Origin of the sequence: Cyclobacterium xiamenense, from assembly GCF_009467825.1 — a bacterium.
Classification (GTDB): Bacteria; Bacteroidota; Bacteroidia; order Cytophagales; family Cyclobacteriaceae; genus Cyclobacterium; species Cyclobacterium xiamenense.
The window spans coordinates 1-24652 of record NZ_WIOK01000014.1 but is presented as its reverse complement, the minus strand read 5'-3'; the positions used below and the strand labels follow the sequence as shown (position 1 = coordinate 24652).

At 51.6% G+C, this 24652-nt stretch carries 24 protein-coding genes; 11 read left to right on the top strand and 13 right to left on the bottom strand.

Going from position 1 to position 24652, the window contains the following annotated elements:
- Nucleotides 1–198: 198 nt before the first annotated feature.
- Complete coding sequence (locus GCU44_RS12020) at nucleotides 199–2292, bottom strand: ATP-binding protein (RefSeq protein WP_154856623.1); 2094 nt, start codon at nucleotides 2290–2292, stop codon at nucleotides 199–201.
- A gap of 545 nt (nucleotides 2293–2837) precedes the next feature.
- Between GCU44_RS12020 and pgi the strand changes: the two genes are divergently transcribed.
- Complete coding sequence (pgi, locus tag GCU44_RS12015; protein ID WP_154856622.1) at nucleotides 2838–4484, top strand: glucose-6-phosphate isomerase; 1647 nt, start codon at nucleotides 2838–2840, stop codon at nucleotides 4482–4484.
- A gap of 30 nt (nucleotides 4485–4514) precedes the next feature.
- Here the strand turns inward: pgi and GCU44_RS12010 are convergent, their stop codons facing one another.
- Nucleotides 4515–4781 (bottom strand): TIGR03643 family protein, encoded by a 267-nt coding sequence (locus GCU44_RS12010; protein ID WP_154856621.1) that lies wholly within the window; start codon nucleotides 4779–4781, stop codon nucleotides 4515–4517.
- A gap of 39 nt (nucleotides 4782–4820) precedes the next feature.
- Between GCU44_RS12010 and GCU44_RS12005 the strand changes: the two genes are divergently transcribed.
- The gene (locus GCU44_RS12005; protein WP_154856620.1) at nucleotides 4821–6284 is read left to right on the top strand and encodes a cryptochrome/deoxyribodipyrimidine photo-lyase family protein; all 1464 of its coding nucleotides are present in this window, start codon (nucleotides 4821–4823) and stop codon (nucleotides 6282–6284) included.
- Nucleotides 6285–6287: 3 nt separating this feature from the next.
- Here GCU44_RS12005 and GCU44_RS12000 read toward each other — a convergent pair whose 3' ends face one another.
- Nucleotides 6288–7406: a DegT/DnrJ/EryC1/StrS family aminotransferase gene (locus GCU44_RS12000; RefSeq protein ID WP_154856619.1), complete on the bottom strand. Its 1119-nt coding sequence runs from the start codon at nucleotides 7404–7406 to the stop codon at nucleotides 6288–6290.
- Nucleotides 7407–7559: 153 nt separating this feature from the next.
- Between GCU44_RS12000 and GCU44_RS11995 the strand changes: the two genes are divergently transcribed.
- Nucleotides 7560–8405: an alpha/beta hydrolase gene (locus GCU44_RS11995; protein ID WP_154856618.1), complete on the top strand. Its 846-nt coding sequence runs from the start codon at nucleotides 7560–7562 to the stop codon at nucleotides 8403–8405.
- Nucleotides 8406–8467: 62 nt separating this feature from the next.
- On the opposite strand, the gene GCU44_RS11990 is transcribed toward GCU44_RS11995, so the two are convergent.
- Nucleotides 8468–9439: a hypothetical protein gene (locus GCU44_RS11990; protein ID WP_154856617.1), complete on the bottom strand. Its 972-nt coding sequence runs from the start codon at nucleotides 9437–9439 to the stop codon at nucleotides 8468–8470.
- 255 nt (nucleotides 9440–9694) lie between these two features.
- On the opposite strand from GCU44_RS11990, the gene GCU44_RS11985 reads away from it, so the two are divergent.
- The 3 genes from GCU44_RS11985 to GCU44_RS11975 are packed head-to-tail and all read left to right on the top strand — an operon-like array spanning nucleotide 9695 to nucleotide 11609.
- Nucleotides 9695–10195 carry a QcrA and Rieske domain-containing protein gene (locus GCU44_RS11985; RefSeq protein ID WP_092176480.1) on the top strand — a complete coding sequence of 167 codons (501 nt, stop codon included), beginning with the start codon at nucleotides 9695–9697 and terminating at the stop codon, nucleotides 10193–10195.
- The gene (locus GCU44_RS11980; RefSeq protein WP_241684929.1) at nucleotides 10192–10749 is read left to right on the top strand and encodes a YceI family protein; all 558 of its coding nucleotides are present in this window, start codon (nucleotides 10192–10194) and stop codon (nucleotides 10747–10749) included. Before GCU44_RS11985 ends, GCU44_RS11980 begins: the two co-directional genes overlap by 4 nt.
- Nucleotides 10746–11609, top strand: a complete 864-nt coding sequence (locus GCU44_RS11975) for a DUF5777 family beta-barrel protein (protein ID WP_154856616.1) — start codon at nucleotides 10746–10748, stop codon at nucleotides 11607–11609. Before GCU44_RS11980 ends, GCU44_RS11975 begins: the two co-directional genes overlap by 4 nt.
- Nucleotides 11610–11646: 37 nt before the next feature.
- On the opposite strand, the gene GCU44_RS11970 is transcribed toward GCU44_RS11975, so the two are convergent.
- The 5 genes from GCU44_RS11970 to GCU44_RS11950 form a co-directional block, all read right to left on the bottom strand.
- Complete coding sequence (locus tag GCU44_RS11970) at nucleotides 11647–12606, bottom strand: sodium-dependent bicarbonate transport family permease (RefSeq protein WP_154856615.1); 960 nt, start codon at nucleotides 12604–12606, stop codon at nucleotides 11647–11649.
- 29 nt (nucleotides 12607–12635) lie between these two features.
- Nucleotides 12636–13076, bottom strand: coding sequence for a hypothetical protein (locus GCU44_RS11965; RefSeq protein ID WP_154856614.1), 441 nt, complete (start codon nucleotides 13074–13076; stop codon nucleotides 12636–12638).
- Nucleotides 13077–13275: 199 nt separating this feature from the next.
- On the bottom strand, nucleotides 13276–14199 hold the full coding sequence (locus tag GCU44_RS11960) for a LysR family transcriptional regulator (RefSeq protein ID WP_154856613.1): 924 nt from the start codon (nucleotides 14197–14199) through the stop codon (nucleotides 13276–13278).
- Between the two features lie 277 nt (nucleotides 14200–14476).
- A complete protein-coding gene (locus GCU44_RS11955; RefSeq protein WP_154856612.1) occupies nucleotides 14477–15091 on the bottom strand; it encodes an NAD(P)-binding domain-containing protein in 615 nt (204 codons plus the stop codon).
- Between the two features lie 192 nt (nucleotides 15092–15283).
- Complete coding sequence (locus GCU44_RS11950) at nucleotides 15284–16591, bottom strand: MFS transporter (protein WP_154856611.1); 1308 nt, start codon at nucleotides 16589–16591, stop codon at nucleotides 15284–15286.
- Between the two features lie 114 nt (nucleotides 16592–16705).
- Between GCU44_RS11950 and GCU44_RS11945 the strand changes: the two genes are divergently transcribed.
- Nucleotides 16706–17377: an FAD-binding oxidoreductase gene (locus GCU44_RS11945; RefSeq protein WP_154856610.1), complete on the top strand. Its 672-nt coding sequence runs from the start codon at nucleotides 16706–16708 to the stop codon at nucleotides 17375–17377.
- A gap of 20 nt (nucleotides 17378–17397) precedes the next feature.
- On the opposite strand, the gene GCU44_RS11940 is transcribed toward GCU44_RS11945, so the two are convergent.
- From GCU44_RS11940 to trhA, 3 genes are all read right to left on the bottom strand, one after another.
- A complete protein-coding gene (locus GCU44_RS11940; RefSeq protein ID WP_154856609.1) occupies nucleotides 17398–17544 on the bottom strand; it encodes a hypothetical protein in 147 nt (48 codons plus the stop codon).
- Between the two features lie 43 nt (nucleotides 17545–17587).
- On the bottom strand, nucleotides 17588–17980 hold the full coding sequence (locus GCU44_RS11935; RefSeq protein ID WP_154856608.1) for a DUF302 domain-containing protein: 393 nt from the start codon (nucleotides 17978–17980) through the stop codon (nucleotides 17588–17590).
- A 114-nt stretch (nucleotides 17981–18094) separates the two neighbouring features.
- Complete coding sequence (gene trhA / locus GCU44_RS11930; protein ID WP_154856607.1) at nucleotides 18095–18727, bottom strand: PAQR family membrane homeostasis protein TrhA; 633 nt, start codon at nucleotides 18725–18727, stop codon at nucleotides 18095–18097.
- Nucleotides 18728–19081: 354 nt separating this feature from the next.
- Between trhA and rimO the strand changes: the two genes are divergently transcribed.
- Genes rimO through GCU44_RS11915 form a run of 3 tightly spaced genes read left to right on the top strand, consistent with a single transcriptional unit; the run spans nucleotide 19082 to nucleotide 22430 of the window.
- Nucleotides 19082–20407, top strand: coding sequence for a 30S ribosomal protein S12 methylthiotransferase RimO (gene rimO, locus GCU44_RS11925; RefSeq protein ID WP_154856606.1), 1326 nt, complete (start codon nucleotides 19082–19084; stop codon nucleotides 20405–20407).
- 26 nt (nucleotides 20408–20433) lie between these two features.
- On the top strand, nucleotides 20434–21597 hold the full coding sequence (locus GCU44_RS11920) for a hypothetical protein (protein WP_154856605.1): 1164 nt from the start codon (nucleotides 20434–20436) through the stop codon (nucleotides 21595–21597).
- Nucleotides 21594–22430, top strand: coding sequence for a penicillin-binding transpeptidase domain-containing protein (locus GCU44_RS11915; RefSeq protein WP_154856604.1), 837 nt, complete (start codon nucleotides 21594–21596; stop codon nucleotides 22428–22430). The genes GCU44_RS11920 and GCU44_RS11915 overlap by 4 nt, the downstream gene beginning before the upstream one ends.
- Nucleotides 22431–22444: 14 nt before the next feature.
- Here the strand turns inward: GCU44_RS11915 and GCU44_RS11910 are convergent, their stop codons facing one another.
- Nucleotides 22445–22858, bottom strand: a complete 414-nt coding sequence (locus tag GCU44_RS11910) for a hypothetical protein (protein WP_177179683.1) — start codon at nucleotides 22856–22858, stop codon at nucleotides 22445–22447.
- Between the two features lie 96 nt (nucleotides 22859–22954).
- Between GCU44_RS11910 and xerA the strand changes: the two genes are divergently transcribed.
- Nucleotides 22955–24391, top strand: coding sequence for a site-specific tyrosine recombinase/integron integrase (gene xerA / locus GCU44_RS11905; RefSeq protein WP_154856603.1), 1437 nt, complete (start codon nucleotides 22955–22957; stop codon nucleotides 24389–24391).
- The last annotated feature ends 261 nt before the right edge of the window (nucleotides 24392–24652 follow it).

Here is a 24652-nt window from a genome sequence, read left to right as displayed (position 1 = left end):
TTTTCAGTTTTTGTTGCGGTACTCACCTGGCCCATTTCCGGGGAAATTCCTGCATAAAGATACCAGCAAGGAGGAAAATGCATACACGTTTGCATCAATTATTTTGCACTAATTTTAACGTGCTACATTCTCCAATAAAGAAAAAATAATCCGAAATACCAATTTACCCGCTGACTATTCACGGATGCGGCCCTTCGATCAGGCGATCGGCAAGGTAAAGGTAAATTTACTCCCTTTTCCCGGCTCGCTTTCCACATGGATCTCTCCACCGTTTTTACAGATAAAGTCCTTGGTTAGCTGCAGGCCGAGTCCTGTTCCTTTTTCCCCAGCGGTACCGTATCGGTGTTTTTCCTTCAGAACCGGCGTGAATAACCTGGACAGGGTAGTATTGTCCATGCCAATGCCGTCGTCTTGAATGGCTATTTCCCAAAAGGAGTCATTGATTTTGTTGCTGCTGATTTGTACCTGTCCGCCACGGTTGGTGAATTTCAGCGCGTTGTTCAAGAGGTTTCGAACAATCAGGTTGCATTGTTCCCGGTCGGCCAGGCAATCGGTTTGGGGCGAGAGCAGGTCAATAATAGCGATGTCCTTTGCTTCCGATACCGGTTTGTAGAGGCTGATATTTTCTTTGAGGATTTTATTGATGGATACTTTTTCCGTGTCGGTCACGATCCCTTTCATTTGGCTTTTCGCCCAATGAAGCAGGTTGATCAGGGTAAAATGCACCTGTTCTACCTCGTTTCTTAACTGCGCTGAAACCAGCAGAAACTCTTCCTGGCTTAATTTTTCATCGACTACGTATTGCATGAGGCCTTTGAGGCTATTGATTGGGCTTTTGAGGTCGTGGCCGACGATGCTGAAGAGTTTGTCCTTGGTTTGGTTTACTTCAAATAGCTGGTTGGCCACCTTTTCGATTTCATTTTTTTGTTGGAGGATTTTTTTGTTCAGTGCTTCCAGTTCGTTTTTTTGTCGGGTCACCACGCCTCTGGCTTTCACCTGGTAGCGTATCGATCGAAGGGCCACAAAAAAGGCCACCAATAGAATGGCCAGGATGATGGTAACACCCATCCGCAGGCGCTGCTCCATTCGGGCCTCGTTCCTAAGCTCATTTTCCCGTTGTTGCTGCAGGAGTTCGGCTTCTTTTTTTTCGAAGGCATATTCTGCAGCAAGTTTCTGAATTTGCTTTTCCGAATCCTGATTGAATATGCTGTCCTGGTATGCCTTGTGTAACTTGAAATGGTACAGGGCTGCAGTGGCATTTCGCTGCATTTCGTTCAGTTCGCTAAGCAACAAGTGGGCTCGTTGTATAACGGACTTGAGGTTACTTTCCATGGCCATTTCCAAGCTTTCCTGAAAAGCGTTTTTGGCGGCAGTCAGTTTTCCCAAATTCATCTGCGCCTCACCGATGCCCAGGTAATCTTCGGCAGTTCCCGCCTTGTCCTTGATCTCCTGATCCAGGCTCAGACCCGATTCGAAATGGAACAAGGCTTCCGCAAAGTTTTGTTGGGCCAGATTGATCTCTCCGATATTGAAATGACTGGCGGATGCCAATCGCTTGTTGTCGATCGCTGCCCCAATCGCCAGGGAAGACTGGAAGTTTTCCAGGGCCTGATCGTACGCACCGGTGTGTTTGTAGACGTCGCCAATGTTTAGCATGGAAGAAGCGATACCCAGCTGATCGTTTGCTTCCTTGCGAATCGCAAGGGCTCTTTGGTGATAGTTGAGCGCTCTGTCGGTATCTTCCATGTCCAGAAAGACCAGACCCAGGTTGCTTAGCGTTCTGCTTTGCTCGATTTTGGACAGGTGCTTTTCCTTTATTTCCAGCGATTTGAGGTAGGCAGTGACCGACTCTTCCAAAATACCCCGATCGTAATAGTTAAGCCCGATACTATGGTAGGTATTGGCCAACCCCTTCCAGTATTGATTTTCTTCGGCAATATGCAGCCCCTCCCGAAAAAAGCCCATTGCCTGCTCGTACTCACCGCGAAGGTTGTGGTAGGCCCCGATGTTTCGGTACGCATCCACTACCCCTTCGATATAGCCGACCTTTTCGCTAGCGTCCAGGCTCTTCATTCCCAACAAAAAGGTACTATCCGGGTCCAGGTTGTAGTACAGTTCGCCCAGGTGGTTAATCAAATCGATGTAAGGCTTGTCTGGCGAAAAGTTTTCGCTACGTTCAATCGCATGCAATTCCAATTTCATGGAATCAATCGCTTCCCGCTGGCCAAACGTATGCTGAGACCAGGTAACAGCAGCAAAGGTCACGGATAAAAAAAGTATTTTAAGATGCAAAATCACTTTCAAGATTTCGTGTAATTGATTTTTGGTACCACTATCCAATTCAGTTGCAAAAATGGTGCAATTTCCAGTTTATTGTCGCATTTAAGCCGGCTTCTATCATACAGGTTTGAATGCTAAGTGAATGTCTATGTATATCCTTTTAAAATTAACTTCGGTTCAGAAATGTTCAGAAATTTTACGTCTAAAAAAATAAACCAATGATAACTGTAGGGTTGGTCCTGAATATGACTCTAATTTATTCATTTTCATTTAATTTTTATTTTATTTTAAATAATTAACTAAATAAATTCAAGAATTTTTTATACCGGGTTGCTTCACTAGCAAACGGACGAATGCTTCATGTGCGCTTACGTGTCCACAACCTGCTGGTTTTCAGTTTTTTCGGGTGCCAATTTGGCTGCCACCTGTTTTTCAGGGCCCTGGTTGCCCGGTTTGGTCCGCTGCGTGTTTTTTTTGAAGCGGCAATTTGACCGGCTAATTTCACAAGCTACCGTTTTATTTTTAGTTTTACGCCCGAAACCTGAACAAACAAACGCATGAAAAATATAGATCCGACCACCACCAATGCCTGGAAGCACCTAACTGAGGCAGCCAACGAGACCATTTCCATCAAAAAGCTGTTCGAAGAGGATCCCGCAAGGTTCGAAAAGTACCAGGTACGGTTCAAAGACATCCTGGTGGATTACTCCAAAAATCGCATCACAGACGGTATCCGCCAAACCTTGCTCGACCTGGCCGAACAGACCGAGCTAAAAGCGGCTATCGAGGCCATGTTTGAGGGCAAACTGATCAACGCCACCGAAAACCGGGCGGTGTTGCATACGGCTTTGAGAAACCGATCCAATAGCCCCGTCTACGTGGATGGAAAAAATGTCATGCCGGAAGTAAACAAGGTCCTGGAAAAAATGAGGGTCTTTTCGGAAAAGGTATCCAAGGGCGTGTGGAAAGGCTATACCGGCAAGCCCATATCCGCGTTGGTGAATATTGGCATCGGCGGCAGTGACCTGGGTCCTGTGATGGTGACAGAGGCGCTCAAACCGTTCCAGTTTCCGCACCTATCGACCTACTTCGTATCCAACGTGGACGGTTCGCACATTACCGAAGTACTGAAACAAGTAAATCCGGAGACCACGCTGTTTTTTATCGCTTCCAAGACCTTCACCACCCAGGAAACCATGACCAATGCCCACACGGCGCGCGATTGGTTTTTGGAAAATGCGCATGATAAAGAAGAGGTGGCCAAGCATTTTGTGGCCCTCTCTACCAATGGCAATGCGGTACGCGAGTTTGGCATTGACCTCAACAACATGTTTGAATTTTGGGATTGGGTCGGTGGAAGGTATTCCCTGTGGTCGGCGATTGGCTTGACAATCGCCTGTGCCGTCGGTTTCGACAATTTCCGAAAACTCCTGGAAGGTGCCCATGCCATGGATACCCATTTTAGAAACGAACCATTTGATCGGAACATACCGGTATTACTGGCCCTGATTGGTATCTGGAACACCAATTTTTTGGGAGCCGCATCGGAAGCCATTTTGCCCTACGACCAATACATGCACCGCTTTCCCGCCTATTTTCAACAGGGCAATATGGAGAGCAATGGCAAATACATCGACCGGGAAGGCCGTCCGGTAACCTATGCCACCGGTCCGATTATCTGGGGAGAGCCAGGTACCAACGGACAACATGCATTTTACCAATTGATCCATCAGGGAACCCAGATGGTGCCCTGCGACTTTATTGCTCCGGCGCATACCCACAATCCCCTGGGGGATCACCACCTCAAGTTGATGTCCAACTTTTTTGCACAAACCGAAGCGTTGATGAATGGAAAATCCCTGAAAGACGTGCGGGAAGAGATGGAAAAAGAGGGAAAAGCCCCCGAGATCATCGACAAAATAGCTCCGCACCGGGTGTTTGAAGGCAACCGTCCCACCAACTCGATTTTGGTAAAGAAAATCAATCCCTCCACATTGGGCGCCTTGATAGCCCTGTACGAGCACAAAATTTTTGTTCAAGGCGTGATCTGGAATATTTACAGTTTTGATCAGTGGGGTGTGGAACTGGGCAAAGTTTTAGCCAAATCCGTTTTGTCCGATTTGGTTTCACCGGATGAAGTCACCGGGCACGATGCTTCCACCAATGGGCTAATCAACGCATTCAAGAAATTCCGTCAGGAGTAATAAACCCGGAAGCAATCGGCCGGGTTCAAATCAGGTGATTTGGTTGTGACTGATGGGCTTTTGTCGGGAACATTTAAACCGGTGCTCCTTTTTTGGGAGCAATTTCTCGTGTTTGGTGGCCCGGTTTTGTACCCGTTTTCTCCACCTTCGAAAGGCACTTGCTTTCAATTCGCGGCGCATCAGTTGGATGACTTCTTTTTCTGGGAGCCCAAATTGTCGGAAGATGGCATCAAAGGGGGTACGGTCCTCCCAAGCCATTTCCACAATGCGGTCCCGGTCTTCGCTAGTTTGTTGCATGCCTGGTAAACTTTTATTTGTACCAATGGTTTTCCGGTTATGGAAGAAATTACCCTGGTTTGGCTGAAAAGAGACCTGCGCCTGCGCGACCATGCCCCGCTGAAAGGGGCCATCGAGCGCGGGCTTCCGATCCTGCTGGTATACGTGGCAGAACCCTCCCTGCTGCAGGCCGACCAAAGCGATAACCGGCACTGGCGTTTCGTTTGGGAAGGGTTATGCGACCTGAATCAATCTCTTGCGCCGGTGGGAACAAAGGTCCTGACCCTGTATTCGGAGGTCCTTGCAGCCTTGCAGACGATTCAGCGGCACGTTCGCATCCGCTACCTGTATTCCCATCAGGAAACCGGCATCCGGCTCACCTATGAACGGGACAAGGCAGTGACCGTTTATTGCCGGGAGCAGGGGATTAGCTGGTGCGAATGGCCGCAGCAGGGCGTGCAACGGGGAAGAAAAAACCGAAGCGGCTGGTCCGAGCAGTGGGATGCCTTTATGCACCAGCCCCTGGAGGATCCGGACTGGAAACGCGCTACGTTTTTGAATCCCGACCGCCTTGATTTTTTAAGGGATCTCTTTTGGCAGCAGCCCCCGGCACCCAACCCTGCGGGCATGCAGCAGGGTGGTGAAAAAAAAGCCCAGCGATACCTACGCAGCTTTCTGGAAGGTAGGGTGCGCGATTACAGCCGACACATTAGCAAGCCGGAAGCGAGCCGAAGGAGTTGTTCCCGGCTTTCTCCCTACCTTGCCTGGGGTAATCTTTCGGTACGGCAGGTGTTTCAGGCCACCGAAACCCTACGAAAAAGTGGGGTTCACGCCGGTCAAATCCGGAATTTTCAATCCCGGTTGCGGTGGCATTGCCATTTCATCCAAAAGTTTGAAATGGAGCCCCGAATGGAGCTGGCCCCGATCAATACCGGCTTTAGCGACTACGGCTACGATAAAAACCCGGTCCTGTTGGAGGCCTGGAAGCAGGGAACGACCGGCTTGCCGCTGGTGGATGCCTGCATGCGCTGCCTGACCGCAACGGGCTACCTGAATTTTCGGATGCGGGCCATGCTGGTTTCCTTCCTTACGCATCAGCTCAACCTGGATTGGCGAGAGGGGGCCGCCCACCTGGCTCGCTTGTTTTTGGATTTTGAACCCGGCATCCATTATCCCCAGCTTCAGATGCAGGCGGGGGTGACGGGCATCAATCAGGTGCGGATATATAATCCGATAAAGCAGTCCCGCGAGCAGGACCCCGAGGGCCTGTTTATCAAAAAATGGGTGCCGGAATTGGCGGATATTCCGTTTCCGCATTTCCACGAACCCTGGAAAATGTCGCCCATTGAGCAACAGTTTTATCGTTTCAAGCCGGGGGAAACGTATCCCTTGCCGGTAGTGGACCCGGAATTGGCCTCCAAAAAAGCGCGGGACGCCATTTGGAAGGCGCAATCCCTGCCCCAGGTAAAGGCCGACGCCAAACGAATCCTCGCCAAACACACCCTTGCCAAACGCTGGCGCTAAGGATTACCAGCGATTGATGCAGGTTATGATGTAGTCCTGCTGTTCCTCGCTCAGGGCGGGATGAAGGGGCAGGCTGAGGGTTTGTCGGTGAATTTTCTCGGTAACGGGCAGCCGGTACCCCTGCAAAAGGGAGGCAAAGGCAGGCTGCCGATGCGGGGGTACCGGATAATGAATGGCCGTTTCGATGCCCTGTTTGGCCAAATAGGAGCGCAGGGAATCCCTTTGTTCCGTCAAAACGGTAAACAAGTGCCAGGTATGGTAAAAGGGCCTGCTTTCCGGCTCCGGAAGGAGCAAATCCGGATGGCTGAGGCGCTCCAGGTAACGGGCGGCCAGCAAGGCCCGGTGTTGGTTGTCCCGGTCCAGGTGGGGCAACTTCACCCGCAAAGCCGCCGCCTGAATCTCGTCCATTCGAAAATTGAATCCCGTATAGGCATACCGGTATTTTTCCGTACTTCCGTAATGCGCCAGGGCCCGTACGCACGCTGCCAATTCCGGATCGTCCGTGGTCACGGCTCCCGCATCGCCCATGGCGCCCAGGTTTTTGGTAGGGTAAAAGCTATGGGCGGCTGCATGGCCCAGGCTGCCGGTTTTTTTGGCATTCCATTGGTTTCCCACCGCCTGCGCATTGTCTTCGATCAGCAGCAGGCCCTGGGAGTTTGCCCACTCGGCAATGGCTTCCGAATAGGCAGTTCTTCCGTACAAGTGGACCAACACCAGGGCTTTGGTTTTTGTACCCAACGAACGTTTCAGGGCAGGCAGGTCCGGGAGGAAGGTCTGAAGGTCGGGGTCTACGGGTACCGGAACCATTCCCTGATTGACGATCGCCAGGAAGGTGGCGATAAAGGTATTGGCCGGAACCAGTATTTCGTCGCTTGGCTGTAGCAGCCCCTGTTCCCGGTAGCCGCGCAGGATGAGTTCCAGGGCGTTGGTCCCGTTACTTACGGCAAGGACATGGCGGGTACCGATATAGGCACCGAATTCCTGTTCAAACTTTTCCGTGTGTTCCCCTACCAGATACTGCCCGGCTCGAACCACCTGCAAGGCGGATTGGCTCAATTGAGGCTCAAATCGCTGGTTGACGGCCTTCAGGTCGAGGAAGGGTATGTACGTATCGGGTTTCATGGAAAACAAGATTCCTTTTGGTTGCGAGAAGGATCGGGGCCGCAGGGGGAGCCCACGAGTTACCGGTTTATTTCCTTTATGTGGTGATTTTTCTTTTATTGCCGGATAATTGGCCTCTTTTTACTCGCCAAAGGTATGTATTAAAACGATTTTATGGCAAACTATCTTTGCATGCTGCTACTAGCGGTGCTGGCCTCCTGTTCGTTCAGGGGGATCACCGTGACGGAAAACATCCCCTACATGGAAGAGGGCTTCCTGGAGGAAATGCCCGAAAAACGCCTTTCGCTTTTTGTTCCGAAAAGAGCCGCGGAACCTGTACCGGTGCTGGTATTTGTTCACGGGGGAAGTTGGCGATCGGGCAATAAGGAGCGCTACGGTTTTTTCGGTAGACGAATGGCCCGTCGGGGGATTTTGACCGTGATCATCGATTATCCGCTGAGTCCGGCCTATCAGGTGCATGCCATGGGTCTGGCCACGGCCAAGGCATTGGATTGGGTGGCCACGAATAGTGCAGATTATGGCGGAGATCCCGAACGCATCGTGGTGTCGGGACATTCCGCAGGCGGTCACCTCGCCGCCCTGGTGACGCTTACTAACCGGTATTTTGACAGCCTTGGCGTAGACAACCCCGTGGCTGGCGCCGCATTGATCGACGCGGCGGGCCTTGATATGTACCAGTACCTCAAGGAACAGGACTATGCACCGGGGACCTCGCACCTGAAGACATTCACCGATGATCCGGAGGTATGGAAAGCCACCTCGCCGATCTACTTCCTTCGCGACGACATGCCACCGCTGCTCATCCTGATGGGAGGGAAAACCTACGACAGTATTCTGGAAGGAACGGCCCGATTTTTGGCTGCCTACCGGGAATTTGAGCCCGAACCCAATTTTAAACGGCAAGACAACAAGCGCCACGTGCCCATGATGGCCCAGTTTCTGTACACCCCCGGAAGGGCATTTCGCTGGGTGCGGGACTTTGTGCTGGAGATCGACTGAACGGACAAAAAATAAGGGATGGGCGGGCCAAAACCCCATCCTCCAGCACCTTTGTACCGGTATTACTTATCGTGGGAGGAAAACACATCAATGCGGGTGCGGCCTTCCAGCTGATAGGGGGCGCCGAGCAATTCCAGGCTTCCCCCGGAACCGATCACCAAACCGGCAGCGGCTTTAAAATCCACCGGCTCCCCCGGGTGAAAGACCTTGCTGGCCAGCTTTCGAAGCGAGGGGGGCGATTTTTCTGTCTGGAGCTCAAACAAGTCCCCAACCTGGTTTCCCTCCCCGTCTCTACCCGTACCCACCAGGTACAGGCGCTCCTGCTGATCGGTAAACAAATTGATGTTTTGGTAGGAATTCCAATCCGGGTCCGACCAATCGGATCGGGGTAGCTTGCTTGCGTCCAGACTGATTTGCAGATCAAAGGATCCGGTACCCTGCTCAAATTCGGCTTTCGGGCAGGTGTAGATGTCCAGGTTTCGGCTGTCCCAGTTGGCCACCAGTAGCCATAGTTTCTGCCGGTAGGCGGTAAGCCCGACGGCTCCCGCCGTGACCCGTTCGTAGGCCCCCTCCCGGAGCAGGCTGTAGTGTGGCTGGGACCAGGGATTTTCCGCATGCAGGTCGTAAATCTGTACCCGGGAAGTCGTACGTTTTTGATTGTCCTCGATGCCAACGGCCAGGTACCGACCGTAAATCTGAAAGCCCCCTGCATGGCGAAAGGGGGCAGGCATCAGGCTGTCTACGGACACGATTCGCTTGCGTTGGGTATCCCCCAGGGCCATGTAGCTGTGGGTTTCGGTGCTACCGCTCAGGTACAACGCTGATTCCCCAAAACGCTGCATGCCCTGCAAGTGTCCGCCACCTGGATCGAAGGAAGGCTGGTAATCGAGGAAATAGGTCCGGGTTGGCAACGTGTCCAGATTCAGGAAGAGCAGCGTAAAATCCGGTACCAGCTGACGGTCTGTGGATTGAGCCTGCAGGGAGACTGGAAACGCCAGAAATAGCAGAAAGAGTACAGCACAAACAAATTTCATTTCCTCTAGTTTATTGTCAGTTATAAAGGTAGCGCATCGCGGGAAATCGGCAAGGAAATGCATCTATTTTGATCCGGTTTACGGGCGATTATTCGCTGGTATCCGGGTTGAATAGCCTTCCGGAAAACCGGAAAACGTCGGCAAAAGATGTCCTTAGTAGATCCAGCGCGGGTACTGGCTTCGTAGCTTAGAAAACAATAGAAAACAAAATCAACTTTATGGGGCGGATGTACCCGAAAACTAAAACCAATTCAAATGAAAAAGACAGCGGAATTCAAACAAGGAAAACTGGCGGTTGACCGGAGGCAGTTTCTGGAAAAGTCGGGAATGGTCTCTTGCATGGCCCTTTTTGGGCTGGGCTTTTTTACCAGTTGCACGGAAGAAGAAGATCCCATGCCCGATCCCGATGCGGGCAACGGTGGAGGCGCCGGCAACGGTATACAGGTGACGCAGCAGGCCGTGCAAATCGATTTGGATCGAAACGAAGCCCTGGCGAGTTCCGGGGGATGGTTGCTGATCACCCAGGCCCGTGTTTTGGTGGTCAATGTCAACGGGCAGTTCAATGCGCTCACCTCGGTTTGTACCCACTCCCAATGCGATCGAAACTGGTCCTATGGCAACGAGGTGTTTACCTGTTCTTGCCACGGTTCCCGCTTCGATACCAACGGACAGGTGGTCAATGGCCCTGCTTCCAGCCCGCTGAGATCCTACGGGGTCAGCCGTGATGGGGACAACCTAACCATCAGCTTGTCATGAGGCGGATGGTCTTGCGCTTTCTTTCGCTGATCCTCCTGCTGCTTGCAAGCGAGGCCAGCGCACAGCGGTTCCAGACGGAGGCCGGTGAGGTGGTCTTTTTGTCGACTGCGGCACTCAATGAATTCACGGGTGAATCCAGCCAGCTAAACGGATTGCTGGACTTGGAAAGCGGCCTGATTGATTTTTACATCGATCTCAATACGCTGGACACGGGCATTGGGCTACGGGATCGACACATGCGGGACAATTACCTGGAAACAAAAAAATATCCTTTCGCAGAATTCTCCGGAAACCTGGAAAAATCCGGCCCGCTGGAAATGAACGAGCCTCTGGAGGTAGAGGCCCGGGGCACCTTTACCCTGCACGGGAAGGAGAAATTCCTTAACATCACCGGGACCCTTACCCAGCTTACAGCTTCGGAAATCCTTTTGGAAACCGGTTTTGAGGTGGTATTGGGAGATTTTGACATTGAGATTCCAAAACTGATGTTCTACGAATTGTCCGAAACACAAACGGTGACCATCCAGGCACGTTTAAAAAAAACTGATTTATGAACCGATCGATCCTACTGACGCTGGCGCTTCTGCTGGTGCAGGGAATTTCCCTGGCCCAACTCGAACGAAAACTGGCCAACGCCGACCGTGCCACGGAATTGACCTTCCATGCACCCCGGCACATCAACTTGCTGACGGTGGAGCCGCTGGACAAGAAGGTCTTGCATTTCGCCATCATGCATACCTTCGGTCCGGTGTCCGGAGGCTTACGCAACCTGTATGGTCTGGATAATGGGGCCAATATCCAATTTAGCTTTGAATATGCCTTTGATGAGCGGTTTTCGGTGGGCGCCTCCCGATCGGGCAGGGATAAATTCTACAACCTGTTTGGCCGGTACCACCTGGTCAAGCAAACCGAGAGCGGGAGTGTTCCGATCTCCGTTTCGCTGATGGGTGCGGCGGGCGTCAATACCGTCGACTACGGTTTTTTGCAGGAAGCGGCGCCAACCTTCAGCGAGCGGAGCAGTTTTGCCGGGCAACTGATGGTGGCACGGAAGTTTTCGGAAAAACTCAGCCTGCAACTTAGCCCCATGTTTGCCTATTTCACCGAGCCCTTGCCTGCCTACCTGATCGAAGGGGAGCAGCAGTTGTACCTGGGGCTGGGCTTTTCCGGAAAATACAAAATTACCGGGAAGTCTTCCCTGACCCTGCAATGGATCCCAAACCTGAACAGCGATTTGCGGAACAACCTGGGGCTGGGAATCGATCTGGAAGCGGGGGGGCATGTTTTTCAGCTCTACTTCGTCACTTCCCAAAACCTGAACGAACAGTACCTGCTTGCCGGGGGAAATGGTTCTCCTGGTGAGGAATTCCGACTGGGCTTTAATGTCAACCGTATTTTTGCCAGCGGGCGAAAATAGCGCCGATGAACCGTGGGCACTCCGGGGTGGAATTCTTTTACAGCAGGATAAGCATAAAATAAATGGGAAAACCGATCGTGATATTGATTGGAAAGGTCACGGCCAATGCCATGGGTAGGAAGATGCCCGGATTGGCTTTAGGGACGGCCATCTTCATGGCAGCTGGAACGGCGATGTAGGAGGCAGATGCGGCCAGGATGGCCAGCATGAACCGATCTCCGGGCTCCGAACTAACCCAGCCGCTAAGCAGGGCCACCAGCGATCCGTTGATCAGCGGAATCACAACGGCGAATACACTGGTAAACCAACCCGAACGCAAGAAATCCGAAAGCTTCTTGCCGCTTGTGATCCCCATATCCAGCAGAAAGATCGCCAAAAAGCCCTTGAAAATATCCGTGGTAAAGGGCTTGATTCCTTCCGCCTCCTGCTCGTTTGCCAGGAAGCCGATCACCAGGCTCCCCAGAATAAGGAAGACGCTTCCGTTGGTCATGGAATGTTTTAGCAGGCCTCCCAGGCTGGTTTCCCGGCCCTCACCGGCACCAAACCAGCGAATCAGCAATACCCCGAGGATGATGGCGGGGGCTTCCATCAGCGCCATGATGGCAACCATATGACCGCTGAAGGTGTAGTTTTGAATTTCCAAAAAACTGGCAGCGGTCACAAAGGTGACGGCACTTACCGATCCGTAGGCAGCGGCGATTGCCCCGGAGTTTTCGATCCCCATGCGTTTTTTCAGGATAAAAAACGTATACAAGGGTATGACGCAGGCGGTGACCATGCCAAAAAGGATAGACCAGACGATCTCCATGCCAAAAGGACTGTGGGCCAATTCCTGTCCGCCCTTAAAACCGATCGCAAACAGCAAATACAGGGAAATAAATTTGGAGGAATTATCGGGAATTTTTAAATCACTTTTGAGCTTTACTGCGAGTATCCCGAGAAAAAAAAACAAAAGGGCAGGGTTGGTCAGACTCTGCAGGAGTAGTTGTAAATTCATAAGCGGGGTTAATGGGGCAATTAGCGAGTTTAACTAATGGAGATTGCAGATGGCTTCCAGGCTTCCACAGGTACGGCTTCCAATTTTTGGCAAGGGGGATCGATCAGCATGCCCCCTATGCCTATTCCTTCCTCACGGAGGACTCCTTCGATCAGGGGATGCCGTGCCAGCTTCTGACAAAGGCTGCCGATATGCAGCAGTGCCAGTTCCCGTACCTTTTCCTGTTCCGATTCGAGCGGATTTATCCGGTAATAATGATCGATATACAGTTCAAATAGCTCCTTCTCCGCGTAGGAATCCAACTCCCGGGAGTGGTTGATGATTTTCTTTTTTAGGGGGCAATCCAGGTTATGCACCAGGATGATTTGGGCTACCGGACCATTTTTTAAAAACTCCACCACTGCCTCGACGAACCGCACCTCTTGAAACCGGAAAACCGAACCCAGCGCGGTGAGAAAATAATGATGCAATCCGAATTTTCTTTGGATATAGCTTTCCGCAAAACCTAGAGGACAAACTAAATACAGGTTCTTTTGCATGAGACAAGGACTATTTGTTCCTGCAAACCTAAGGAGGATATTTAATTAATAAAAATTTATAATTATTATAAAGTACATAAATAAAATTAATGATAAGGCTTTTTCCCGGCGAAACGGATTTGGCTTTTTCTTAGTACTTGATGTACCACTCAAAATTCTTTTGGATGATGGCCGGCGCTTCCCTTTTGATGTAGGCGATAAATGCCTGGGCTACGGGACTGTGGTTTTTTCCTTTTACCCATACCAGTTGCCACATGGTCGCCATAGGCAGGCCTTCCAGCGGAAATATCTTAATATCGCCGTTGTTTAGTTCGTTTTTTAGCCCGATGAGGGGCATGATGGAAAAACCGAGTCCGGCGATGATGGCTTGCTTGACGGCTTCGTTGGAAGTCAATTCGATTTTTTTGGCAATGGACCAGTGGCTTTGTTCCACAAAGGCCTCCATCATTTGCCGGGTTCCGGACCCTTTTTCCCGGTAGATCCAATTCAAGGTATTGAACTGTTCGTTGATCGTGAGGCTTTCGTTGATGGAGGCTTTGGAGTTACCCACCAGGTACAGCTTGTTGGGAAGTAAGTCGATGTGCTCCAGGTTGAGCTTTTGGGGAAGGATGGAAACCATGGAAAAATCCACCTCGTTGTCCTCCAGGCTTTCGATCACCCGCTGCTTGTTGGTCACGTCCATCAGCAGTTCTACCCCCGGATTCCTACGCAAAAACTCGGAAAGAAAGTACGGCATCACGTATTTCGCCGTGGAGACAATGGTAATTTTCAGTCGGCCGGCCAGCTGTCCTTTGTATTGCAGGGTTTTTTGGTTGATGCCGTTTACCTGATTGATGATTTCGGAGGCTGCTTCGGCGATTTCCTTTCCAAATTCGGTGATGTATATTTTCCTACCCACGACCTCGGTAAGGGGAATGTCGAATTGTGCCTGGAAATTCTTCAGCTGTATGGAGACTGCCGGCTGGGTTAAGTGGAGTTGCTCCGCAGCTTTGGTCACGCTTTGGGTTTGGGCAACCTTTAAGAAGACCTGCAGTTGATTTAATGTATAATGCATTGCTTATGTATGATGCACCAAATATATTTATTTATTTATTATCTGCTAGTTTTTAAGCGGGAATTTTTTTGTATCCGACCCGGGTCGATTTGCGGTGCTTGCCTGTGTTCAGGCCGACTATCCGCTTGCATGCAGCCGGAGCGGGAGGTGTTTCGATGAAAAAATTGGAATAGGGGGTGAAAAGAGCGTCGGGGGGGGGTCAGTCTTGCGGGAGCTGCCTGCACCAGCATTTCCCGGTAGGTTACGGCGACCCTACCGGCCTATCGGGGAAAGTGCCTTAGACGGAAATCAGCTTGAAGTGACACTGCTTGTTTTGTTGTTGCTGCCTGCCAATTTTCAGTTTGAGGTGGTAAAAGGCCTCCAGGAGTCGGGCGCTATCGTATTCGCCGGCATCGATTGCCTTGAAACCGGCCAATTCGATCCATTTTTTTACCTTGGATTTGTTTTCGTTGTTTGCTCCGCAATAGTACGTTTCCTGAATGACGCCCAGGGGATCGGAGAGGGGATAGTCCAGGCCCAGGTTATTGAAGGCTTTGTACAGGTTTTTGCTGCCCAGCTTTTCCATGAGGGGGAAGGTCTCGCCCGCGTTTTCCTCCGCATAGGTGCCATTGGTGCAGTCAATGATGATTTTATTGGGATCATTGACCTGCAGCAAGCTGTCACAGATGCCGGGCAGGCATTTGGTGTCACAACAGATAAAGACCAACTCCGCATGGGCGATGGCTGCGGCATAAGGCAGAACCTTGTCGGAATTCTTGTTGTAGATTTTCCAGGCAATGTCTGTGATTTGAAAATTCTTTTTTACGCCAAAAACCACGTTGATGCCCCTGTTCATGTACCGGTACCCCAGATTTCTGGCCAGTGCGCTGTCTCCTAAAATTGCGATATTCATTCTTTCTACCTGTTTATTTCCCTACTACCCGATCGCATTGTCTGGCCTATTGGTAGGGGAAATGTAAACAAATAAGCTGGATCTATAAAATAATATAGTGAAAAAATTGCATTAATAAAATAACATACAGGAATGGTAGGGTATAAGTCAAATTTTGCTACACAAAATTCGCTTGCTCTTTTCGGACGCGTCCTACGCTTCCTCTAGTTGGCTTCCCACCAGCAGGGCCAGTAGCAGCAGTCCGGAAAAGACGAGCAGCATCACCTGAATGCCAAAAATCCCAGCCAGTGTGCCCAGGGCTGCGCCAATCAGTGTAAAGAGGCCAATGGCGGTATTGGATAGGGATACGTAGGAGGGACGGTCCGCGTCCGGCGCAAAATCCACCAAATAGGTTTTTCGGCTTAGTCGGGCACCTCCGTGTACCATGACCTGAATGAGAAAAAGCGGGACAAAAAGGTACTGGTGCTGCAGCACATCCGGCCAGAGCGGGAAGGAAGCCATAAGGGCCACGTTCGTCATGCCAACAGCGGCGACAACCATCATCAGCTTTTTGCTGGACCGGTCGGCAAACCTTCCCCAGAAGGGACTGCTGACCACGCCGGCGATTCCGGCTGCCAGCACCATCAGCCCCAGGTTGGATACTGCTTCCCCCAGCTGTTGCCGCCCCAGAATAACGAAGAAGGGTTGGGCCAGGGGAATGGCCATCAACAATCCCCGGGTCAGGACGAACAGGCGCAGGTTGCGGTCCGCCTGCCAAAACTCCCAGGCTTTTTTTAATTCCTGTAGGGGCGTCCTGCCTCCGGAGGTAGCTCCCTTCTCTTCCACGATACGGCTAAAGATAACTCCAGAAATCGCCCACAATACGGCGCCGGAAAGTACCAGCAAAAAGAGCAGGTATCGGTCACTGTCTTCGGATAGGTCGGTCAGTAACAGTGCACCGGCTACCAGGGTAAGGATACCCCCGGCCGTGGCCCGCATGGCCAGCAGTTGCCCACGTTTTCCTTTGAGTATGGTTTTGGCGGTGACATCTTTGAAACCAATGCTCGCTACTCCGCTGCTGCCGCTGAAGATCGCCAGGCAAGCCAGTACCAGCCAGCCAGCCCATGCCCCTTCTGCGGTCAATACCACCCCGGCCATGGCCAATAGGGAAAGGGCCTGAACCCAGGCAGGGATGACCCAAAACCATTTTCTTCGGGGATACGATCGGATTTTAGCCGAAACCAGCAACTGCGGCAGCAGGGAGCCCGCATCTTTGATGGGGACCAGGGCGCCCGAAAATGCCCCCGGTACACCCATGGCCGCCAGAATCCAGGGAAGGGTGGTCCCGGGGTGAACCAGCTGTTCGGCTAGCTTGGACAGGGCACCGCTGCTCACGTTTTTGGCAAAATTATAGGGCGTCTCCCGGCAGGCCGTTTCCGAAATATTTGCGCATGCCCGCACTTCGCCCTCATCGGTGATCCATTCGTATACCTTTTCGGTTAAATCTTCGTTGGTTTTCATGCGGTACCCGGAAAAATGGTGCGAACAAAAGTAAAAATTATCCCTTTCCTAACCAGTAATTGGTGCAATGTTTGCGGTTTATGCCGTAGATTTTTAACACATTAACCAATCATCATGGATACATTTGACGTACAAATTCTCAATAAAAAACAAGTAACGCACGACACCTACGCTTTTCAGGTAGAGAAGCCGGAAGGGTATACGTTTGAACCCGGACAGGCCACGGAAGTAAGTTTGCTGAAAGAAGGCTGGGAAGAAGAAAAGCGTCCCTTTACTTTCACCAGTTTGCCTTCCGATGCCAACCTGGAGTTTACCATCAAGACCTATCCCGACCACGAAGGGGTCACCAAGCGGCTACGGGATGCGGAAGTCGGCGATCGGCTGGAAATTGGCGATGCCTGGGGAGCCATTTCCTACAAGGGGCCTGGCGTGTTTATCGCCGGAGGAGCGGGAATTACGCCGTTTATTTCCATTTTCCGGGACTTGCGGCAGAAGAATGCGGTAGGTACCAACGAACTGATATTTGCCAATAAGACCAACGATGACATCATTCTTTTCGAGGAGCTTAAAACCATATTGGGCCATACGTTTTACAACATCATCGAAAAGCAGGCCGATACCGCTTACGATCAGGGAAGGATCGACAAGGCGTATTTGGAAAAGAAAATCACGGATTTCACGAACCGGCATGTTTACCTTTGCGGACCGGAAGGCTTTATGAAGGCGGTAGAAAAGGCGCTGCAGGAGTTGGGCGTGAAACCCGATTCCCTGGTGTTTGAGCAGTAAGTGGCAGGTAGTTTAGCTATTTATTTTAGGGTCGTTACGTAGGTAAATCCCTCCCGAAACTGCACGGGCTGGGTGCTTTGCCCTCCGCCACCGCGGAGGGAATTGTGCACGTTTTGGTTTAGGGAATTAAACGCCTTGTCGTCTTTCGGCCCGATTAGATTTTTCAATTTTCGCAGCAAAAGCGTGTTTCAGCGAATCGCTCTTTCACCGTTAGGCCAGGGCGGCGATAACTTTTGCCAGTTTTTCCCTGACTTCCCGGGCCAGGGGTTTGATTTCCTCCTTGCCTACGGGCACCATGGCAGCTTCCGGGTCAATGGCCGACACTTCAAACTTGCCGTCGGGCAGTTGTCGGATACTGACATTGCAGGGCAGCATGGCCGTCATGTGGGGGTCGGCCGTCAGCACTTTGTCGGCGAAGACCGGATTGCAGGCACCCAGTATCAGCATGGGCGGGTAGGCTTTGTCCAGTTTCTTTTTCATGGTGGCCTGAATATCGATTTCGGTCAATACACCGAAGCCCTCTTCCTTAAGGGCGGCTGTTACTTTTTCTTTGACTAGGTCGATGGAAGCAGCTTCCATTACGTGATCCATGTGGTAATTCATCGTGCAGTTTATTTTGGTTAAAAGATTACCTAAAGGTACGCGAAATTCGTGCCATTGCCGGTGACCTGGGTCACAGGAGTGCAGGTAGCCTGCCGGAAAAATGGCTGCGGCCCTTCAGGTGACCATCCGAAGAATGGCCATAAAGTGAAAGATCGTGCCACCCAGCACAAAAAGGTGCCAGATGGCATGGGCATACCGCATTTTTTTGTTCGTATAGAAAAAGACGCCCACCGTATACGCCAGGCCTCCTGCGGCGATCAGCAGGATGGTCGGAAGGGAGAGTTGGGCCAGTAGGGGTCGGATAAAGAAGATCGCCAGCCAGCCCATGCTTATGTACAGGGCCAGCGATAGTTTTGCAAAGCGGTGGGTGTAAAAAAGTTTGAATACCAGTCCGATCAGGGTAAGGCCCCAGACGATGGCCAGGTAAATCCAGCCGGCTGTTTCACCCAGCCCGATCAGCAGGAAGGGGGTATAGGTACCGGCAATGAGAAAATAGATGCTGATATGGTGAAAGGTGCGCAGCAGGGACTTGACCGGGCCCGGAGGAAAGGCATGGTACAGGGTAGAGAAGGTGTACATGAGCAGGATGGTGCCGCCAAAGATGCTGCAACTCGCCACGTCCAGCGGGCTGCCGTTGAGTACCGAAAATACCACCAGCAAAGCAATGGCCACGATGCTAAACAGTACCCCAAAAAGGTGGGTAATGCTGTTGGCAAACTCCTCGTTCAGGCGTTGCGTTCGTTCCATTGGGGCGGGGCATTTGGTGCTTTTGCAAATATCGGGTACAAAAGCACAGGGAACCAACCTTTCGCCGGGTTTCGGCAGGGAAATCTGTTCGGGCGGGGATGGCGGTTACCAGGGCCAAAAGAAAAAGACCCCGATAGACACCGGAGCCTTTTTAAAAAAGATTCAAGGAGTAATAAAAAAATGGTCGCTGTATTACTGGATCAAAAGTAGGTTTTCCTTCCCGGAAAGCCGGGGATCGCCGGTTAAGGATTCGTTATAAAATCACCGGTCAATTAATATTTCAGTAACATCTTTTCCGAGCGGGCCCAAATACCGGCGGTATGTCGGCTAAATTTTGTATTTTTGCAGGAATTTATGAAAGCAAGAACCTTAAAAAAAGACAAGGTCAATATCATCACCATGGGCTGTTCCAAAAACCTGGTGGACTCCGAAGTGTTGCTGAGCCAGCTCCGGGGAAACGGCATTGACGCCCGGCACGAATCCAATGCCGGGGACACTAACATCGTCATCATCAATACCTGTGGCTTTATCGACAATGCCAAGCAGGAATCGATCAATACCATTCTGGAGTACGCCCGGGCCAAGGAGCAGGGCCTGGTGGACAAGGTCTATGTCACCGGTTGTCTTTCCCAGCGGTACAAAGACGACCTGGAGGTAGAGATTCCTCAGGTGGATGCCTTTTTTGGTACCCGGGATTTGCCGGCCCTGTTGAAGAAGTTTAAAGCCGATTACAAGCACGAGCTGGTGGGGGAACGCTTGCTTACGCATGCTTCCCATTATGCCTACATGAAGATTTCAGAGGGCTGCGACCGGCCCTGTTCCTTCTGCGCCATTCCGCTGATGCGGGGAGGCCACGTGTCCCGTCCCATCGAGGAGTTGGTCAAAGAGGCCGAACACAAGGCTGCCAACGGTACCCGGGAACTCTTGCTGATCGCCCAGGACTCCACCTATTACGGCCTGGATTTGTACAAGAAGCGCCGCCTCGCCGACCTGCTGCGGGCACTTTCCGATGTGGAGGGCATCGATTGGATCCGCCTGCACTACGCCTACCCAACCGGTTTTCCCCTGGACGTGCTGGACGTGATGGCAGAGCGGGAGAATATCTGCAAGTATTTGGACATTCCCCTGCAACACGGATCCAGCGCGGTGCTGAAAGCCATGCGCCGGGGCACCACCCGGGAAAAGCAGGAAGCCCTGATCGGGGAGATCCGGGAACGCGTACCTGGCATCGCCATCCGCACCACCCTGATCGTCGGTCATCCCGGAGAGGGGGAGCGGGAGTTTGAGGAAATGATGGACTTCGTGCAGCGCATGCGCTTTGAGCGGTTGGGCGTCTTTACCTATTCCCACGAAGAGAACACCCATGCCCATAGCCTGCCCGACGAGGTGCCGGCGGAGGTGAAGCAGGAGCGGGCCAATCGGCTGATGGAGGTACAAGAACAAATTTCCTTCGAACTCAATCAGGAAAAAATCGGAAAGACCTTTAAGGTATTGATCGATAAAAAGGAGGGAGGTTATTTTGTGGGGCGTACCGCCTACGATTCGGTGGAGGTAGACAACGAGGTCCTGATCGATGCCAGCAGTCAGTATTGCCGGATTGGTGATTTTGTACAGGCCCGAATCACCGATGCCACCGAGTTTGATCTGTACGGAGAGGTCGTCGGCCCCGGTACCGAATAACCCATTGTTTGCAAAATACACAACCCATGCAGTTAGTAGAAGTCAGCACCCAAGCGCAGCAAAAGGAATTTGTCGAGATGGCCGCCCGGCTTTACCGGGAGGAGAAAAACTGGATCCGGCCGCTGGACAAGGACATAGAGGACCTGTTTCATCCCGAAACGAATAAATTGTATAAAAGTGGCGGAAAGGCCATTCGCTGGCTGCTGCTGGACGATCAGGGGCAGACCATTGGCCGGAATGCGGCCTTTGTCAACCCCAAGTGGAAAGAAAAGCAGCCCACCGGGGGCATGGGTTTTTTTGAATGTATTCACGATAAAGCGGCTGCCTTTTTGCTTTTTGATGCCGCCCGGGATTGGCTGCAAGCGGAGGGGATGGAAGCCATGGACGGCCCGGTCAATTTTGGCGAGCGGGACAAATGGTGGGGCCTGCTGGTGGAGGGTTTTTCCCCGCCAAACTACAATATGTACTGGCATTTCCCGTATTACCGCTCCTTTTTCGAGGAATACGGGTTTCAGATTTATTTCCGGCAGTTTACCTACATGCGCAAGGTGCGGGGGGTGGTGATGGACCCCAAGATCGAAGCCCGGGCCAAAATCATCCGCGAAGACAAAAACATCACCTTCCGCTACCTGAAGGGGAAGGAACTCTGGGACAAATTTCCGGAGTATTTTATGAACGTTTATAACAAGGCCTGGGCGGGCCATATGGGAAAGACCATTTCCGAACGGGAGGCTCGGCTGATCCTAAAAAACATGAAGCCCATCGTGGATCCGTACCTGGTCTACTTTGGCTTTTACAAAGAGGAACCCATTTCCTTTTTTGTGAGCATTCCGGAAATCAACCAGATCTTTAAGTACGTCAACGGCAAGCTGGATCTGATCGGCAAATTGAAATTTCTTTGGCACCGGGCCGTGCATCCTCCTGACAAGATGCTGGGATTGGTATTTGGGGTGGTGCCCGAATTTCAGGGCAAGGGCGTGGAAAGCGCCATGGTGACCGAATACCGGGACAATATTGCCGAAAAGAAATTGTCCTACGAGACCATTGAGATGAACTGGATTGGCGACTTCAATCCAAAGATGATGCGGGTGTGCGAGCAACTAAACGCCAGCATCTTCAAAACGCACCATACGTACCGGTACCTCTTTGACCGGCAAAAACCTTTCGAACGCCATAAAGTACTGGGATGAACCGAACGCGCAGCTACCCCTACCTGATTTGGATCGCCTGCACCGGGACGATCTTTCTACTTCTTTCCGGTTTGGCCGCGGCACAGGGGGCGGGCAGGCAGCATTCTCCGGCCCTACAGGAGATCCTGGAGGCCTCCGGGCTACGTGGCAGCCTGCTGGTGTACGATGCGGGCGAAGACCGGTACTATTCCAACGACTTCGCCCATGCCGAGCGGGGGCAGTTGCCTGCTTCTACGTACAAGATTCCCCATTCCCTGATTGCCCTGGACCTGGGGATTGTGGCGGATGCGCAAAGCCTGTTTGTCTGGGACGGGGCGCCCCGGGGCATGGCCCAATGGGAGCAGGATTTGACGGTTACCCAGGCCTTTCACCTCTCCTGCGTACCCTGCTACCAGGAAATTGCCCGGAAAGTAGGCCTGGACCGGATGAAGGAGTACCTGAGGCGCCTGGATTACGGACAGATGGATGTGCGGGCCGACAACCTGGATCAATTTTGGCTGCGGGGTGATTCGCGGATCAGCCCGATGGAACAAATCCGCTTTTTGCGTCGCCTATATGCGGGGGATCTGGCGCTGCGTCCGGAGACCCTGGCAGTATTTCGTGCACTGATGGTCATGGAGGAAAGCGAGGGCTACCGGCTGAGTGGCAAGACCGGCTGGTCGGTGGATCAGGGGGTAGACAATGGCTGGTTTGTGGGCTACCTGGAGCAGGGGGCAGCGGTGTACTTTTTTGCCAGCAACCTGGCCCCTGGCCCGGGAGTCAGTGATGGGGAATTTCTGGAAGCCCGAAAAAGCCTGACCCTGCAGGCGCTGCGGGTGCTGGGGTTTTTGTAGGGGGGCTCGGGCAGCTACGGCCGATTGGTCTCCGGATCCACGGTGGAAATCTGGTACCCGACCAACTGTTGGTTCATGTAATCCTGCCAGGTCACCACGTTGATTTTCTCCTTCTCGGCATAGGCGTAGCCGTATTCGTAGCAAAAAAAATAATAGTTGCCTTTTTGGGTGATGTATTGGTGGGTAAAGAAATTGAAGTCAAATCCCTGCCGGGTGAGGATTTCCCTGCGAACGGCCGTCAGTCCTATTGGGTTGAGGTTTTGCAAGATTCGCCGATTCTTCCGCAGGATCTTATTGATATCCAAAATGGTTTTTTCGCTTTTCCGCTTGTTTCGATTATGTCGTTGAAAGCGGCATTCGTCCGAGCAGAAAATTTTATCTTCTCTACCATGGATAACATCTCCACATTCGGGGCATTTCCGATCCATATCCGTGTTTTTACACGTGTATAAACGTTTATACACGTGTAAAAATACGGATATTATTTTTCGAATTCTTTTTTTTACCACAAAAAAAAGATCAAGATGGAAAAGAAAGCCACCGTTTATTTGAATTTCTGCGAAGAAAGCAACAGGGACCGGGTGTATTTCCGGCTTAAAGCGGATCATCCGCTCAGAAGCAAGGTTACCGGTCAGGCCTGGTTGGAATTCCAGGCGGATCAGGGACGCTGGGAAATGGACTATTCGGATCACAGCCTTCAGTTGCTCAGGAAGTTATGTCTTCCCGATACCCTGCTGAATACCTATTACCTGAACCGTGAACCGGTGACCTATTCATCGGGCTGCCAGGTATTGAAACCCGAGTCGGATAAGCAGGCAGGTGGGCAGGGAATGGGTTTACCTACGTTATGGGCGATGCCCATACTTCACGAGGGGTGTACCTTGATCAAGTATTCCTTTTCCTACAGCAAGCCCATCTACCGACTCCTAAAAGCACAATCCTTCTTAAAATGGAATGAATCATACCGGTGCTTTGTGGGCAATAACGACTCCAGCGATTTCCAGGTCCTCATTCGGGAGCTTAGAGGAATAGCCCTGTTGAATTTCCGGAAAGGGATTGAGATCAGGGACATGGAATTGCTCCAACAGTATCAGGCGCAGTGGGACAAGGGTGGCCATCGAAAAAGTTGTCGGGTGGATTTTCTGGAGATGATGCAGGCCCGGAATTACAGTGAACGGACCCTGGTTACCTATAAAAAAATGATTGAGCGCTTTATCAATGATCCTCGTTGGCTGGATCGGGATATGGGAGAGGTAACCGTATCTGACATCAATCGGTACCACGAGGAATGGTCTTCCCGGGGAGGGTCCGCCGCCTCTATCCACCAGTCGGTGAATGCGCTCCGCTTGTATGTTGCCCATTTGGGTAGGGGTAAATTGGTACTTTCCGATATCAGTCGTCCAAAGAAGGAAAAGGTACTTCCGAAAGTATTGAGCAAGGAAGAGGTAAAAGCCTTGCTAAAAGCCAGTGAAGTCAACGAAAAGCATTACCTGATCCTGATGTTGTTGTATGGGGGAGGATTGCGGATAGGGGAGCTGATTCGGCTCAAAAAAGGGGATCTGGAAATAGACCGAAAAATGGTACGTGTACTACAGGGGAAAGGAAAAAAAGACCGGTATACCCTACTGCCGCTAAGCATTCTGGACCGGCTAAAGCGCTACTTGGCTGCGGCGGATGTGAAGGAATACGTATTTTCCGGACAATTTGGGGGAATGTACAGCAGCAGCAGTATTCAGCAATTTATTCGTAAATATGCCGGTGCAGCGGGGATTAGGAAGCAGGTAAATCCGCACATGCTGCGGCACAGTTTTGCTACCCATTTATTGGAGGGGGGTACGGACCTGCGGTACATTCAGCAGCTGTTGGGTCACAACTCCAGCAAGACCACGGAGGTATATACCCATGTGAGCAGCAAACACCTGGGACAGATCGTCTCTCCGGGAGATTTGCTGGATAGCTAAGCGGAATAGAAATGAAAAAGCTAGTTGAATTTTATTGGAATTTTTCTATCTTTAGGAGGCTGTGTTCGTACGGCCAAAAGGGGACTAACCGCAATGGCTGCGGTTAGCCAATAGTTACAGGCAAGGCCATGTACAGTAAGAAAAGGTGGTACCGATGAAAGCTTTCCAATTTCTGGTGGTGCACGAAGGACCGGATCGGGGCTTTTTCCAGCATCAAGGGCGTGGATAGGTATCCGTTTACGGAGATGGAAGACATACCTG